This window comes from Streptomyces sp. NPDC107654, assembly GCF_055639035.1.
In genome coordinates this window covers 170463-185287 of the sequence record NZ_JBVKBI010000002.1, presented here as the reverse complement: position 1 = coordinate 185287, position 14825 = coordinate 170463, and the positions used below count along the sequence as shown (strand labels likewise).

11 protein-coding genes are annotated in these 14825 nt (G+C 72.2%); 10 read left to right on the top strand and 1 reads right to left on the bottom strand.

All coding sequences use genetic code 11. The features are described 5' to 3' along the window. The first annotated feature begins 19 nt into the window (after positions 1-19). From ACZ7N4_RS03935 to ACZ7N4_RS03915, 5 genes are read left to right on the top strand one after another with little or no spacing between them, the layout of a single operon-like run. Complete coding sequence (locus tag ACZ7N4_RS03935; RefSeq protein WP_471353444.1) at positions 20-331, top strand: WXG100 family type VII secretion target; 312 nt, start codon at positions 20-22, stop codon at positions 329-331. Further along, positions 331-2025, top strand: a complete 1695-nt coding sequence (locus ACZ7N4_RS03930; RefSeq protein WP_471353442.1) for an RNase A-like domain-containing protein — start codon at positions 331-333, stop codon at positions 2023-2025. The genes ACZ7N4_RS03935 and ACZ7N4_RS03930 overlap by 1 nt, the downstream gene beginning before the upstream one ends. A gap of 19 nt (positions 2026-2044) precedes the next feature. Next, on the top strand, positions 2045-2533 hold the full coding sequence (locus tag ACZ7N4_RS03925; RefSeq protein ID WP_471353440.1) for a hypothetical protein: 489 nt from the start codon (positions 2045-2047) through the stop codon (positions 2531-2533). A 53-nt stretch (positions 2534-2586) separates the two neighbouring features. Continuing rightward, positions 2587-2886, top strand: coding sequence for an RNase A-like domain-containing protein (locus tag ACZ7N4_RS03920; RefSeq protein WP_471353438.1), 300 nt, complete (start codon positions 2587-2589; stop codon positions 2884-2886). 21 nt (positions 2887-2907) lie between these two features. After that, complete coding sequence (locus tag ACZ7N4_RS03915) at positions 2908-3570, top strand: contact-dependent growth inhibition system immunity protein (protein WP_471353435.1); 663 nt, start codon at positions 2908-2910, stop codon at positions 3568-3570. Positions 3571-4181: 611 nt separating this feature from the next. On the opposite strand, the gene ACZ7N4_RS03910 is transcribed toward ACZ7N4_RS03915, so the two are convergent. Beyond that, positions 4182-4355, bottom strand: a complete 174-nt coding sequence (locus ACZ7N4_RS03910) for a hypothetical protein (protein ID WP_471353433.1) — start codon at positions 4353-4355, stop codon at positions 4182-4184. 127 nt (positions 4356-4482) lie between these two features. On the opposite strand from ACZ7N4_RS03910, the gene ACZ7N4_RS03905 reads away from it, so the two are divergent. From ACZ7N4_RS03905 to ACZ7N4_RS03885, 5 genes are all read left to right on the top strand, one after another. After that, complete coding sequence (locus ACZ7N4_RS03905; protein ID WP_471353431.1) at positions 4483-7110, top strand: SpoIIE family protein phosphatase; 2628 nt, start codon at positions 4483-4485, stop codon at positions 7108-7110. A gap of 66 nt (positions 7111-7176) precedes the next feature. Then, positions 7177-7776: a DUF3159 domain-containing protein gene (locus tag ACZ7N4_RS03900; RefSeq protein ID WP_471353429.1), complete on the top strand. Its 600-nt coding sequence runs from the start codon at positions 7177-7179 to the stop codon at positions 7774-7776. A gap of 37 nt (positions 7777-7813) precedes the next feature. Beyond that, positions 7814-8929: a hypothetical protein gene (locus tag ACZ7N4_RS03895; RefSeq protein WP_471353427.1), complete on the top strand. Its 1116-nt coding sequence runs from the start codon at positions 7814-7816 to the stop codon at positions 8927-8929. A 48-nt stretch (positions 8930-8977) separates the two neighbouring features. Continuing rightward, complete coding sequence (locus ACZ7N4_RS03890; protein ID WP_471353425.1) at positions 8978-9763, top strand: TIGR03936 family radical SAM-associated protein; 786 nt, start codon at positions 8978-8980, stop codon at positions 9761-9763. Positions 9764-10026: 263 nt separating this feature from the next. Beyond that, positions 10027-14685: an Rne/Rng family ribonuclease gene (locus ACZ7N4_RS03885; protein WP_471353423.1), complete on the top strand. Its 4659-nt coding sequence runs from the start codon at positions 10027-10029 to the stop codon at positions 14683-14685. Positions 14686-14825: the final 140 nt, after the last annotated feature.

The window sequence follows — 14825 nt, the reverse complement described above, 5'->3', positions numbered from 1 at the left end:
CCGACTCCAAGGGGGAATCATGTCGACTGGTGCCGACGGCGACCACATATCTGTCTCGTTCGCCACGCTCCATGAACTGGCCGTCGAGCTGGAAGACATCCTGAAACAGCTCAACGGCAAGCTGGACGACCTCTACGAACGCGTCGAACCGGTCGTCCTGTCCTGGAAGGGCGAAGCCCGCGAGGTCTTCGTCGAGAAGCTCGACGAGTGGGACCGCTCTGCGCAGGACCTGCAGGCGGCCCAGAAGTGGTTGCACCAATACGTCACCACCGGCCACGCCAATTACGCGGCAGTACACAAAGCGGTCCTGCGCGGCTGGGGAGCCGCCTGATGGCCACCCCGGCGACCCCCGGGCAGGGGAAGATCGATGTGACGCCATCGGTCCTCTACCAGGTCTCCACGAACGTGGCCGGCCAACAGGACCCTCTCGACCGGGGGATCAAGGCGTTTCTCGACGAGTTGGCACGGTACCCCGACGGCGGCGGCAACGGCTCGGCGATGAAGGACTTCACCCAGGCTTACGTGAATGTCTCCAATCGATTCCTCGAGGTGTGGGCCAAGTCCGTGGTGAGCGTCGGTGGTGCCGGCGTCGGATTCACCAGCACCGCCAACAACTACGTCGCGGCCGACGCCGCCACACACCCTTCACCAACGGGCCATGCGACCCAGCGTCCCCTTCCGCATGTGATCGACACACCACCCAAGTACGGGCCGGTCACCGATTTCAAGTGGGGGGACTTCGACGCCGGCCAAGACTTCGCACAAAAAGCCCTGGAAGGGCTGGAAGTCGCGGTGCTCGCCATCCTGCGCCCTCTGCTGGAACACGAGTGCCGTTGGGGCAAGGCGGCAAAGATCCTCCCACTGCCCAATCACCTGCAGCTGTACAAGGTCTCTGAGACCTGGAGGATGCCGCAGACCACGCTCAGCATGGTGGACGGGATGCTGACCAGCTTCATTGGCGACATCACCGACCAGTCCAACCAGGAGTGGTACGACGCGATGCGGCAGTTCTGCAGCACGCTGTGGGGCACGTCCGCCTGGGGGCAGAACCGAGATGGCTACGACTGGGCGAACGACGGCGCGCGCAAGAGAGGGACCAGCCACCCGGTCTTCGCAGTCCTGTTCGACACCTGTGACGCCATGGTCGATGCCGTGTACAACGTGGCCCAGGCGGCGGAAGACGTTCGTGACGACCTGCACCGGATCTATCGACAAGCCGTGCTGGACAGCATCAAGCAGCTCGATCCGCGAGAATTGGACGTCACGGACGCCAAGAGCCTGGTGAAGGGGCTGTGGCACGTGGGAAAGGGCCTGGTCGCGGATGTATCAGTCGGTATCGTCCTGAACATCGACGAAGACGCCATGAACGACGCCGTCGCCACCTACAACAACCGGGTTCACCGTCAGGTTCGAGGTATCAAGGACCTGATGTCGGCGCTGGACGAGGCGTATACGAGCGCCCCGACATTCATCGCGGAGTCCGCCCGCGCCGAGGCGTTCGGCGCGCGGGCCCTGACCGACTTCAAAGGAAACCCGCTGTACACCGTGCCGGGCGACAGCGAGGCCAACCACGCATATCCAATCGACCTGGCGAGTCAAGAAGGAATCCACGGCAGTCATGTCATCGATAAACACGTAGGCAAGACTGATGAGCAGCTGGCGCAGCGACTCAGGGATCAGCCGTCGATTCCCGCTGCTTCGAGCTTCACCGATCTGGCGGGCGCCCAGAAGTACACGCAAGACACGGTTGAATATGTGGGCCCTCCGGCTAATTCAGGCCAGCAGAACGAGGGTGTGGACAATCAGGCAAAAATCAAGAAATGGCTCTCAAAGCCGCGCGCCGACAATTCGATTCTGAAGCTGGATCCGGTGGAGTTCAGTTCTGTGACCGGGCGTACCATTACGTCAGCGAACCCGAGGGTGGGTGCGGCGCAGGACGCGCACTCGGTGGAGGTTGTACTCAAGTACAAGAACGGCCTTCGTCCGCCCTATGTGGTCTACACGTCCATGCCGAGGCTTCCGTGAGAACACCAGGGGAAAATCTGTGACGAAAAGGAAGGCGGATCTGCCGGCGTGCGTACGGGGACGTTTCGATGAACGTCAGTCCTTCGCCGCGCTCGTGGCCCGCGACGGCGCGGACTGGCTTGACACGGTGATGGAAGCGATCCAGGGGAATCCCGTACTCCGGCAGGTCGACCGCCAGGAGTTGCGGGACAGTATCCTGGAGGTCTCACCCAGCCAGGCCATGGAGCTAGCCGCGCTGATTTCGGTTGGATCTCTTCTGTACGGCCCTTGCGCATCCCTTCGCGCACCGGATGAGGAACGCGACGCCTGTCTGCGGGAACTCTTGAGGGCCGTGGGGAGTGGCGCACGTTTCTTCACCAATCATGGGCATGCGGAAGACGGTGAAGAGGGTGACTTCTTGGCCTCGTCCTTTCACGCCAACGTCCTCGCCGGGACCACCATCGACATCTGCCTGGTCGGGGTGTCGGACGAGAACGTCCTGGTTCTCTGGCGTTTCGAGGACGACTAGCCGTTGGCAATCACCCGATCGCCGCCGTCACAGCACAAGGGAGAGGACTGAAGGTGCGCACCCGTTCCGCAACCTACCCCGACCGCGAGACCGCCCAGTGGGCCACCCAGCAGGTCGTCACCGTGAACGAGCAGCTGGTCCACCGCTGGCTCGCCCAGTCGACACGCTCGCGCCTGACCATCGAGGCATCGTGGCCGTCCCGGTCCGAGCCGGTCGGACGCGTCCTCCTGCAGGCGATGATGCTGGCGGGGCGGGAGCCCGTCGATGTTCGGGCCGCCCGCGTCACTCTGAAGCGGGATGCCTCCCTCCCACACGGCTTCGCCGTCCATGCCACCTTTCCCATCTACCTGTAGCGATCGCAGAGGCTGACCACCGTGCCCCTGAGCCCCCTCGAACACGACCGCCGCTATGGCGAGCTCGACCAGGTCATGCGCGCCTACCTCGGACATCCGGCGGACGACACCCCGGACAGGCCCGGCGCAGCCCTGACCGCGTACCTCCGGCAGACCTGGCACAGCCGACCGTGGGCTCTGGCCATCGCCGAGCGACAGTTGCGTGACTACGCCGAGAATCCGCCGGGGCGGCTGCGGTTGCGACTCGGGGAGTTCTACGCAATCCCCGACATCGGCCTTGCCGAGGGCGAGATCCAACAGTGGCTCCTCTGCCTCGCCGACCACATCAAGCGCAGTATCGAGGCGGGCGAGGTCCCGCCGTCGGCCATCCCTGCCACCCACTGGGAGTGGCAAGCCCGTTTTCCCGAGCTGGGCCAGTTCCTCGGCGGCTGGTTCTCGCAGGACATGCCCGGCGAGTTCACCGACCATGCCACGGCCGTCCAGGACTACCGCGACTCGACAGACCCGCATCTCATCGCCCGACTGATCGGGGAACTGCACGAACTCCTCGCGCTCGGTCTCGATGAGTCCGACTACGCCATCGCCGTGGCCGAGTTGGGCATGGAGGTCGATCCCCCGGCCCCATACTCACCGGATGCCTGGCTCGCACTTGTCGCCGACCTGCTCATCGGGTCGGGCTTGTAGGGCGTCGTCGGGTAAGAGCGCTGCGGTCCTCTTCAGCTCCTCCAAGAGGACCAAGTCCGCCCGGTGCACTCGGATTCAACTGAGTACCGGTGCGGTCAGTTGCTGAGCGCGTCCTCGTTCGTTTCGCGATGACCAATACGACAGTGGTTGTGGGCCCGTTGGTGAATGGCCGCAGATGGACACCCACATCCAGATCGGCCCGACCGGCAAGAAGTTGCTCCCGCTGACGGTCAAGAACGCTGGGCCGACGCCGGCGGCGAGTGGTCACTCGCACTGATGTCAGCGAGGCGTTCGATCGGGTGGCAGCTGTAGGGCATCGTCTCGGAGGCGGACCGGACGTGACCCTTGCGGACGCCTGATCGGCCGTACGACGCGTTGAGCCCCCTCCCTGTCAGGGAGGGGGCTCGCTGCTGTAGGGGTCCCGCAACCCCCGGACGGCGTGGCTGGCCCGCGACTGGTTCCGCGGTCACGCCGAGTGCGGTGGCACGCTCCTCGGAGCGGCATCGGCACCCTCACCTCCCGAGTACTCCCGGGAGGACACACGCACCGACCGCCCGGCACGCCGAGCCCCCTTCCGGCGGAGAAAGGGGCTCCCGGGCGGCCGGCGGGTGTCAGCGCTTGAAGGGACTCCTGGCCTCTTCCTTCGCGCCCCGCGCCCTGCCGCGTGCCTCGAGGGCGGCGCCCTTGGCCGCGAGGGTTTCCTTGTGTGCCGCGTGGGCCGCCTTCCGCACGGCCTTTCCGAGTACCTGTTCGGCCTTTGCCTTGGCCCGTTCTCCGGCGCTCATGTCCGTACCTCCGCGAGTCAACCCTGCGTATGCCCGCGCGGCAGGGGAGGAAACCACGCTGCGGGGTCCGGGGTCGGCACTGCGTCACCGCCCTTTTCAGGCGGGGGTTTGTGGGCACCCAGGCGGTATGGGCACCCCCGCTCCGATCGGGGCGCCGACGCTGGGGCTGGCGGCGGCGCCCGAGAGCGTGTCGGCGGCTCGGCGGTTCGTGCGGTCGGTGGCGGAGGGGACCGGCCCGGACGTGGTGGACACCGCCGAGCTGCTGGTCGGCGAGCTGGTGACCAACGCGGTGATCCACGCCCGTACGGAGGTCGAGGTGCGGGCCTGGTGCGCCCGGGGGCGGGTGTGCGTGCGGGTCAGCGATCGGCGGCCGGACCGGGGGGTGGTGCCGCACGACCGGCATCCGTACGCCTGCACCGGCAGAGGACTGCTCCTGGTGGAGGAGCTGGCCGCCGGCCATGGCGTGCAGAGGAGCGAGGACGGCAAGACGGTCTGGTTCGAGCTGTGGCCGGACGCGCCGGCGCCGCCCGCGTCCGCGTGGGAGACCGTGGCGCCGTCCGACCGTACGGTGACGGTGGCGCTCAGGGACATGCCGTACGCCCTGTACTGGGCCGCGCAACAGCACTGGGAAGGGCTGCTGCGCGAGCTGCTCCTCACCGCGCCCGGCGCACCGCCGCGTGACCTCGTCGTCGCCCAGGACGCCTGCAACATCGTCTGCGCCTGCATGACGACCGCGGTGGAGCAGGAGACCCCCGACAGCTCGACGCTCTCCCTGCGCGTGGCGTTCCCGGAGGATGCCGCCGCGGCCGTGACGGTCCTGCGCCGTGTGCTCGACGAGGCGGAGGCCGCGGCACAGCAGGAGAGCCTGCTCGCGCTCCCGGCGCTGCCGCAGATCCGGGCCTTCCGGGACTGGCTGCTCGACCAGATCGCCGGCCAGCTGTCCGGGAGGGCGGCGACCCCCTGGACCCGGCTGCCCGGCGCGCCGAGCGCCACCCCGGTCGAGCTGGCGCCCTGGGACGCCGGCGAGGTGGAGGCCAGCGGTGTGCCGACCATCGCGGCCGACGACGGCAACCGGATCATCGCGGTGAACGGCTCCGCCGCGAGCCTGCTGGGCTGGCACCCGCAGGAACTCGTGGGGCAGCGGCTGACCGTCCTCATGCCCGAGCACCTGCGCGACCGCCACGCGGCGGCCTTCACCTCGTTGCTGCTCACCGGCCAGGCCCGCATCCTGGGTCGGTCGATACCGGTGCCCGCGCTCCACCGGGACGGGCGGGTGGTCCCCGTCCGCCTGTACATCCAGACACAGGAGGCGGTCGACGGGCGCACCGTGTTCGTCGCCCAGCTCACCACGAGGACCGCCGCCCCCGCCGCGCCGCGCACTCCCCAGGAGGGCGGTCACACGACCCGGCCCGTGCCGGGGCCGGTCCGTCTGCCGGCCATGACGAAGAAGACCGGGAAGGTGGTCGCCGACGCCGCCGGGGCGGAGTGGCTGTCCCTGTTCGCCGACACCTCCAGGGCCCTGACCAGCACCCTCGACGTGGACGACAGGCTGCGGCGGGTGTGCCATGTGCTGACCCGGCAGCTGGCCGACTGGTGCGCGGGCGACCTCCTGGACGAGCACGGACGGGTGGAGCGCGTCTGCGTCGTGCACCGCGATCCGCAGGTGCTGGTCGGCGAGGAGCACCTGGGCACGCTGCCTCCGGTGTCCGAGGCGACACAGGGCGCCCTGCCCCGGGTGCTGCGCGGGGCGGGCCCGCTGCTGATCTCGGACATGTCCCGGTTCGACCGGCCGCTGAGCTCCCTGGACGCCCGGCAGGTCGATCTGGTGCGGCAGCTGGGGGGAGGCAGCGCCGTCGTCGCTCCGCTCAGGGCCCACCGGGGGGTCTTCGGCGCCCTGACCCTGGTCCGCGCCCGGGACGAACCGCCGTTCGCCAGGGAGGACGTCCTGCGGATCGCGGAACTGGTCCGCGGTGTCGCCCTCGGGCTGGACAACGCCCGTCTGCACCGGTACGCCCAGCACACCGCCGTACACCTCCAGCGGGCCCTGCTGCCGGAGCTGCCGGAGGTCGCCCACCTGGAGATGGTCGCCCGCTACGTCCCCTCCAGCACCACCGCGGAGGTCGGCGGGGACTGGTACGACGCCTTCGCGCTGCCCGGCGGCCGCACGGCGCTGGTGATCGGCGACGTGTCCGGGCACGACCTGCAGGCCGCGGTCTCCATGAGCACCCTGCGCAACACGCTGCGCGGTATCGCCGTCGACCGCCCCGAGCCGCCCGGTGACGTCCTGCGCCGCCTGGACCTCGCCAGCCGCACCCTGTACCCGCAGTCCACCGCCACCTGCGTCTACGCCCTGGTCAAGGACGGTGACGCCGGCCCGTGCGAACTGCACCACGCCTCCGCCGGGCACCTGCCACCCCTGCTGACCACCCGGGAGGGCGACACCCGCTACCTCAACACCGGCCGGGGCCTGCTGATCGGCATGGACCCCGACTTCCCCCGGCCGTCCGCCTGCGACCGGCTGCCGCCCCACTCCACGCTGCTGCTCTACACCGACGGCCTCATCGAACGCCGCGGGGAGTCGCTGGACGACGCGATGGCGAGGCTCCGCCGGTACACGGCCGCGCACGCACACGTCCCCCTCGACGTGTTCTGTGACGACCTGATCATCACCTTCGGGGCCGACGCGGCCGACGACATCGCCCTGCTCGCGCTGCGTCCCACCACACCGGCCGGGCCGCCGGCCACCGCCGCCTGAGGGGGCACTGCCCACCCACCATCCGTTCGCACCCGCGTCGCCCCGCACCCGACGGGAGGAGACCCCATGACCCAGCAGACGGCGACGAAGGCCTCCGCGCGGAAGCCCGTCAGCACCGGCGGCGTCTTCCTGTCGTTCGCGCCCTGGATCATCTTCGGAGTGGTCGCGAGCCCCAGCACCTGGGAGTACGCGGCACTCGCCGCGCTCGTCGCCTCGATCGTGCTGTCGGGACAGGACATGCTGCACGGCAGGCTCCGCGTCCTGGACATCACCGGCATCGTGTTCTTCGCCGTGCTGTCCGTCCTCGCGCTGGCCCTGGACCGCGGGGAGCTGGCCTGGCTGGAGACGTACGCGCAGGTCATCTCCAGCGGGCTGGTGGCCGTCGTGGCGCTCGGCTCGCTGCTCACCGACCCGTTCACCGCGCAGTACGCCCGCGAACAGACACCCCGCGAGGTGTGGGACTCGCCCGTCTTCCGGCACGTCAACCGGGTGCTGACGGCCGTGTGGGGCGCCGCCTTCGCGCTGATGACGGTCTCGACCTGGCTGGCCGTCCGCTACCCCTCCCAGGACGACTGGTTCAACTGGGTCGTGCCCATCGCCCTGCTGGTCGGGGCCGTGAAGTTCACCCGGCGGTATCCGGAGGCGTACAAAGCGCGTGCCGTCTGACGGGATCCGAACGGCCGTCCCCGGCGTCTGTCCCTGTATGGACCCGCAGAAACCGCCACCTCCGCCACAGCAGCCCGATGGGTGCCTCGTCGCCGCCGTCCGCATCCCGGTGCGGATCGTCGTCCTCGTGCTCGTGGTGCCGGTGCGGATGGTGTGGGACGCGCTCGTCGTCACCGGGCGCGTGCTGCGGGACACCGTCTTCCGGCCACTCGGGCGGGCGCTGCGGGACTTCGTCCTCCGGCCGGTCGGGCGGGCGCTGCTCTGGCTCGGCAGGGCCGTGTTCGTCTGGCCGTTCGCGGGCCTGTGGCGGTACGTCCTGGTCCCCGCCGGCATGGCGCTCGCCTGGCTCGGGAGGGTCCTCGTCGTCGTACCGGCCGTGTGGTTCCACCGGTACGTCCTCACGCCCGTCGGACACGGCTTCGCGTGGGTGTACGCGCGCGTGCTCACCCCGGCCGGACACGCGCTGACCTGGCTGCTGAAGGGCGTCGGCCTGGTCCTGGCCGCCATCGGAACGGGGGTGTACACGGCCGTCGCCTGGCTGGCGCGGTACCTCCTCGTGGTGCCCGCGCGGTGGCTGTACGCCTGGGTCCTCGCGCCCGTCGGCCGGGCCGTCGCCTGGTGCGCACGGGGAGTCGGACGGCTGCTCGGGATGCTCGTCACCGGTGCCGGACTGGCCCTGTACTGGACCGCCCGCGTCCTGCTCGTGCTGCCCCCGCTGGCACTGTGGCGCCGGGTGCTCGTGCCCGTGGGCCGGTTCCTCGCGGTCCTCGCGCGGGAGGCGGGGGAGGCCCTCGGGCACGCCTGGCGGATCGCCGGACGGATCTCCCGGGCCGTGGGACGGGCTCTGGGCACCCTCTTCCGGTGGATCTTCGTGGAGCCCGTGCGCTGGGTGTACCGGACCGTCCTCACGCCGGCCGGACACGTCGTACGGGACGCCGTCCTGCGGCCCGTCGCCGCGGGCGCACGCGCGGTGGGCCGGGTCGCGCGCGAGGCGCTGGCAGCGGCCCGGGACACCGTGCGGCAGGCCCGCGCGGACGTCCGCCGCATGCTCTTCGGCGAGCCCCGGCAGCCGGCCGCGGTGGACCTGCGGGAACTCCCGGGCCGCGACACACGTACTCTTGGTAGGAGTACGACCGCTCTCACGAAGGACTGAACGACACTGGGCAAGCGACAGCCCGAGGGCCCGCCGCCCGCACCAGCGGTGCAGCGCATCCGACTGCGCTACACCAAGCGCGGCCGCCTGAGGTTCACCAGCCACCGAGACTTCCAGCGCGCCTTCGAGCGGGCGCTGCGCCGTGCCGAGGTGCCCATGGCGTACTCGGCGGGGTTCACGCCGCATCCGAAGGTGTCGTATGCCAATGCCGCACCCACCGGCACGGGCAGTGAGGCGGAGTACCTGGAGATCGCGCTCACCGAAGCGCGTGATCCGGAGACCCTGCGAGTCCTCCTCGACGAGTCGCTGCCCGCCGGGCTCGACGTCATCGAGGCGGTCGAGGCGCGGACCTCCGGCCTCGCCGACCGGCTGACGGCCTCCGTCTGGGAGCTGCGGCTGGACGGTGTCGACCCGGTCGACGCCGAGCGCGCGGTCGAGGCCTTCACCAAGGCCGACGCCGTCGAGGTGCAGCGGATGACCAAGAACGGTGTCCGCACCTTCGACGCCCGTCCGGCCGTGGTGAGCCTGGAGACAACGGAAACACACGGTTCGCAGGCTGATAGGCCGAGCGACCAGCCCTGTGCGATACTGCGGCTGGTTGTTCGGCACGTGACGCCTGCCGTACGACCCGACGACGTCCTGTCCGGTCTCCGCGCCGTGGCCGACCTGGCGCCGCCGGTCCCCGCAGCGGTGACCAGGCTGGCGCAGGGGCTGTTCGATGAAGAGACCGGCACGGTGACCGACCCGCTCGCGCCCGACCGCGAGGCTGCCGGGGCCCTGACGGCCCAGCCGGCCGCCGCCGCGACGGCGCCGACGCCGGAAGGTCCCGCGTAGGGACGGACGTCGTAAGCGCAGCCCTCGTACTCGGGAGCCACCTGGGTCGGGCAGCGCACCGACCAGAAGACTTTCGCCAGGCCGTACCGACAAGGCGTACGGAACCGGCGAGACAGGACACAGAGTGCTCCCGTGCGGCGCCCGCGCCCCGGACGGCGGCCATCGCGCATCGCGCGGGCCGCGGACGTCAACGGCGGACGGTCCCCTGAGACCGCCGCCGGACCAGGCGCGGCGCCCGGGAGCCTGACGGGAGAAACCCCCGCATGCTCGAACCGACCGAACCCACCCAGGGTTCCGAACCGAACACTCCGAGCGACACCCTGCCGCCGCGCAGGCGTCGCCGTGCCGCCTCCCGCCCGGCGGGCCCGCCGGTCGCGGCCGCGGAGGCGCCCGTGGAGGTCACCGTGCCGGCCATACCGGCCGCGGAGGCCGACGAGGTTGCCGAGGTGACCGAGGACGCCGCATCCACCGAGGCGCTTGAGGCAGCTGAGGACGCCGCGGAGGCACAGGGCACCGAAGAGGCTGCCGTGGCCGAGGCTCCTGCCGCCGAGGAGGCGGCTCCCGCCGCGCGTCCGCGTCGCCGTGCGGCCCGCCGTGCGTCGGCGCCCGTCGGTTCGCCGACGTCCGCCGAGGCCGCCGAGACGGTCGTACCGGCCGCCGAGACCGCCGAGCCGGAGAAGGCCGTCGTTCCGGAGGCCGGCGAGGTTGTCGTCGGTGAGGAGGCGGCACCGCGCCGCACCCGCCGCCGGGCCACGCGCAGTGTCTCCGCGCCGACCGCCGCCGCTGCCGAGACCGGTGCGGCCGCCGAGGCGCCCGCGCCGGAAGCGCCCGCCGCCGAGGCTCCCGCCGCCGAGGAGGCGGCTCCCGCCGCGCGTCCGCGTCGCCGCGCGGCCCGCCGTGCGTCGGCGCCCGTCGGTTCGCCGACGTCCGCCGAGGCCGCCGAGGCCGCCGAGACGGTCGTAGCGGCCGCCGCGCCCGCCGAGACCGCTGCCGTCGAGGCTCCCGCCGCCGAGGCGCCTGCCGCCGAGGAGGCCGCTCCCGCCGGGCGTCCGCGCCGCCGTGCCACGCGCCGGGCGTCCGCGCCCGCCGGTGCGCCGCAGGGTGCCGAGGAGGCTCCGGCCGCCGCTCGGACCGCTCCCGCCGCTGCCGCCGCCGAGCCCCAGGCCGCTCCGGCTGCCGAGGAGGCCGCGGAGACCGGGGAGGCTCCCGCCGAGGAGGCCGCCCCGCGTCGTACGCGCCGCCGTGCCACCCGCCGGGTGACCGCGGCCGCCGCCACCTCCGGCGCCGAGGAAGCCGCCGAGGCGAAGGCCGAGGAGGCTCCGGCCCAGGCCGCTGCCGCCGCCGAGCCCCAGGCCGCTCCGGCTGCCGAGGAGGCCGCGGAGACCGGGGAGGCTCCCGCCGAGGAGGCCGCTCCCCGTCGTGCGCGCCGCCGTGCCACCCGACGGGCCACCGCGCCCGCAGCCACCCCCGCCGCCGAGGAAGCCGCAGCCGACGAGACCGGCCAGACCGGTCGGACCGGCGAGACCGAGGAGGCCGCGGTGACCACCCACACCCCGGAGGTCCCCGCGACCACGCACACCACCGAGCCCGCCACCGCCACGCAGGACGCCGCGCAGGCTCCGGCCGCCGCCGAGGCCGGTGCGCCGCGCCGGGCCCGGCGCCGGGTCGTCCGGGCCGCGTCCGGGTTCGCCGCGCCGCGGACCGCCGAGTCCGCAGAGGGCGAGACCCCGCGCCGGCCCGCCCGTCCCGCCGTGGCCGTCTTCCAGCCGCCGGTCTTCGCCGAGCCCAAGTTCCAGACCCCGGAGCGGGCCGCCGCCGAGGCCGCCGCCGGGGCAGCCGAGGTGGAGGAGCCGGAGGAGTACGCCGAGGAGCGTGCCGAGACCGGTGGCCGCCGGCGCCGTCGCCGCCGTGGCGCACCCGCCGAGGAGACCCGGCCGGTCGAGGCCGCCGCCGAGGACGAGGAGGAGGCCGAGGAGGCCCCCGAGTCCGCCGACGACCTCGCCGAGGGCGAGGACGGCGACGAGACCGAGGGCGCCGAGGGCTACGAGGAGTCCGGCTCGCGCCGTCGCCGCCGCCGTGGCGGACGCCGTCGCCGGCGCGGTGACGCGGCCGAGGGCGAGTCCGGCGAGGGCGTGGACGCCGACGCCGAGGAACTGGCCGCCGAGCAGGCCGCGCAGGACGCCGAGGACACCGCCGAGCAGGAGGACGAGGACGCCGAGGACGCCCGCGGCGAGGAGGGCGGCGCCTCCACCGCCGGCAGCCGGCGCCGTCGTCGCCGCCGTCGCCGGGCCGGTGACAGCGCCACCGACGCCGAGCCGACCGCCGACGACCCCGAGCGCACGGTCGTCAAGGTCCGCGAGCCGCGCAAGCCCAGCGAGCCGTCCGACGAGGTGCAGTCCATCAAGGGCTCGACCCGACTGGAGGCCAAGAAGCAGCGCCGCCGGGAAGGCCGTGAGCAGGGGCGCCGACGCGTCCCGATCATCACCGAGGCCGAGTTCCTGGCCCGCCGTGAGGCCGTCGAGCGCGTGATGGTGGTCCGTCAGCACGGCGACCGTACGCAGATCGGCGTCCTGGAGGACGGCGTGCTCGTCGAGCACTACGTCAACAAGGAGCAGTCCACCTCGTACGTCGGCAACGTCTACCTGGGCAAGGTCCAGAACGTGCTGCCCTCGATGGAGGCCGCCTTCATCGACATCGGCAAGGGCCGCAACGCGGTGCTGTACGCCGGTGAGGTGAACTTCGAGGCGCTCGGCATGGCCAACGGACCGCGCCGCATCGAGTCCGCCCTGAAGTCCGGCCAGTCCGTCCTCGTGCAGGTCACGAAGGACCCGATCGGGCACAAGGGCGCGCGTCTGACCAGCCAGGTCTCCCTGCCGGGCCGCTACCTCGTGTACGTCCCCGAGGGCTCGATGACCGGCATCAGCCGCAAGCTGCCCGACACCGAGCGGGCCCGGCTGAAGACCATCCTCAAGAAGATCGTCCCCGAGGACGCGGGCGTGATCGTGCGCACCGCCGCCGAGGGCGCGAGCGAGGACGAGCTGCGCCGGGACGTCGAGCGGCTGCAGGCGCAGTGGGAGGAGATCCAGAAGAAGGCCAAGAACGGCGGCAACGCCCCGACGCTGCTGTACGGCGAGCCGGACATGACCGTCCGGGTCGTGCGGGACATCTTCAACGAGGACTTCTCGAAGGTCATCGTCAGCGGTGACGAGGCCTGGCAGACGATCCACGGGTACGTGTCGCACGTCGCCCCCGACCTGGCCGGCCGGCTGTCGAGGTGGACCAGCGAGGTCGACGTCTTCGCCACCTACCGGATCGACGAGCAGCTCGCCAAGGCGCTGGACCGCAAGGTCTGGCTGCCCAGCGGCGGTTCGCTGGTGATCGACCGGACCGAGGCGATGGTCGTCATCGACGTCAACACCGGCAAGTTCACAGGCCAGGGCGGCAACCTGGAGGAGACGGTCACCAGGAACAACCTGGAGGCGGCCGAGGAGATCGTGCGCCAGCTGCGGCTGCGCGACCTCGGCGGCATCATCGTGATCGACTTCATCGACATGGTCCTGGAGTCCAACCGCGACCTGGTGCTGCGCCGCCTGCTGGAGTGCCTGGGCCGCGACCGTACGAAGCACCAGGTGGCCGAGGTGACCTCGCTGGGCCTGGTGCAGATGACCCGCAAGCGGGTCGGCCAGGGCCTGCTGGAGTCCTTCTCCGAGACCTGCGTCCACTGCAACGGCCGCGGTGTCATCGTCCACATCGACCAGGCCACCGCCAACGGAGGCGGCGGCAAGCGCAAGAAGCGCGGCCGGGGTGCCGAGGCGCCGGAGCCCGTGCACGAGCACGTGCACGAGACCGCCGCCGTGGCCGTGGAGACCGGTGAGGCCGTCGAGCCCGAGGTGGAGACCGCCGCGGAGGTGGCCGCCGAGGCCGCCACCCCGGTGGCCCTGCCCGCGCCGGAGTTCGCGCCGGACGAGGAGCTGTACAGCAGCGTCGCCGAGGCGGAGGCGGCGGCCGGCCGTGGCCGTACGCGGCGCCGGGCGAGCCGCCGTGCGTCGGCTCCGGCGGGCGCGCCGAAGGCGGAGAAGGCCGAGCGGGCCCCCCGGGCCGAGCGGGCTTCCAGGGCGGAGCGGGCCGCGGAGGCCGACCAGGCCGCCGAGGCCGAGGTTCCGGCCGAGGTTCCGACCGCCCAGGACGTCACGGCCGAGGAGGCAGCCGCGCGTCCGGTGCGGCCGGAGCCGGCCGCCGAGGCGCTGGCCGAGCCCGTCGCCGTCGAGGACCAGGTGGTTCCGGCGCCGCAGGCCGAGTCCCCCGCCGCCGAGGAGGCCGCGCCCAAGGGCCGTACGCGCCGTCGGGCGACCCGGAAGGCGTCGGCCCCGGCCGGTGCTCCCGCGGGTGCCGAGGCGGCCGTGGTGACGGTGCCGGAGGCCACGCCGGCCGCCGAGGCTCCCGCTGCCGAGGCCCCCGTGGCCGAGGCGCCGGCGGAGCAGGCCGCGCCGGTCGCCGAGGCCCCGGCCGGGAAGCCGGCGGAGGCCGAGGCTGCCGCCGCTCCGGCCCGCCCGCGCCGCCGTGCGGTGCGCAAGGCCACCGCGCCGACCGCGTCCGAGGAGGCGGCCGTCGTGGTCGTCCCGTCGGCCCCGGCGACGGAGGAGACCCCCGACGCCGAGGCTCCCGTGGCGCAGACCCCGGCTGCGGAGGCCCCGGCGGGCGAGGAGGTCGCCGAGGCGACGGCTCCGGCCAAGAAGGCGGCCCGCAAGACGGCGGCCAAGAAGACCGCGGCGAAGAAGACGGCCGCCAAGAAGACCGCGGCCAAGAAGACGGCCGCCAAGAAGACGACGGCCAAGAAGGCGACGAAGACCGCCAAGACGGCCGCCGTGAAGTCGACGGCGAAGAAGACCACCACGGTCTCCACCGCCGACGACGAGGGCTGACGCCCGCGGTGTGCGGCCGGTCCACGCGACCGGCCGCGCACCGGTGGGGCCGGGAGCACTGACCGGCCGCAATCTCGTGGGGCTGGTTCGAGTGACTGACCGCACATCTCGTGGGGCTGGTTCGAGTAACTGACCGCACA

Excerpts from the sequence above, each read along its gene's own strand:
- ACZ7N4_RS03885 (WP_471353423.1), top strand. The coding sequence starts at position 10,027 with ATGCTCGAACCGACCGAACCCACCCAGGGTTCCGAACCGAACACTCCG.
- ACZ7N4_RS03910 (WP_471353433.1), bottom strand. The coding sequence starts at position 4,355 with ATGAGCGCCGGAGAACGGGCCAAGGCAAAGGCCGAACAGGTACTCGGA.
- ACZ7N4_RS03895 (WP_471353427.1), top strand. The coding sequence starts at position 7,814 with ATGGACCCGCAGAAACCGCCACCTCCGCCACAGCAGCCCGATGGGTGC.
- ACZ7N4_RS03935 (WP_471353444.1), top strand. The coding sequence starts at position 20 with ATGTCGACTGGTGCCGACGGCGACCACATATCTGTCTCGTTCGCCACG.
- ACZ7N4_RS03905 (WP_471353431.1), top strand. The coding sequence starts at position 4,483 with ATGGGCACCCCCGCTCCGATCGGGGCGCCGACGCTGGGGCTGGCGGCG.
- ACZ7N4_RS03900 (WP_471353429.1), top strand. The coding sequence starts at position 7,177 with ATGACCCAGCAGACGGCGACGAAGGCCTCCGCGCGGAAGCCCGTCAGC.
- ACZ7N4_RS03930 (WP_471353442.1), top strand. The coding sequence starts at position 331 with ATGGCCACCCCGGCGACCCCCGGGCAGGGGAAGATCGATGTGACGCCA.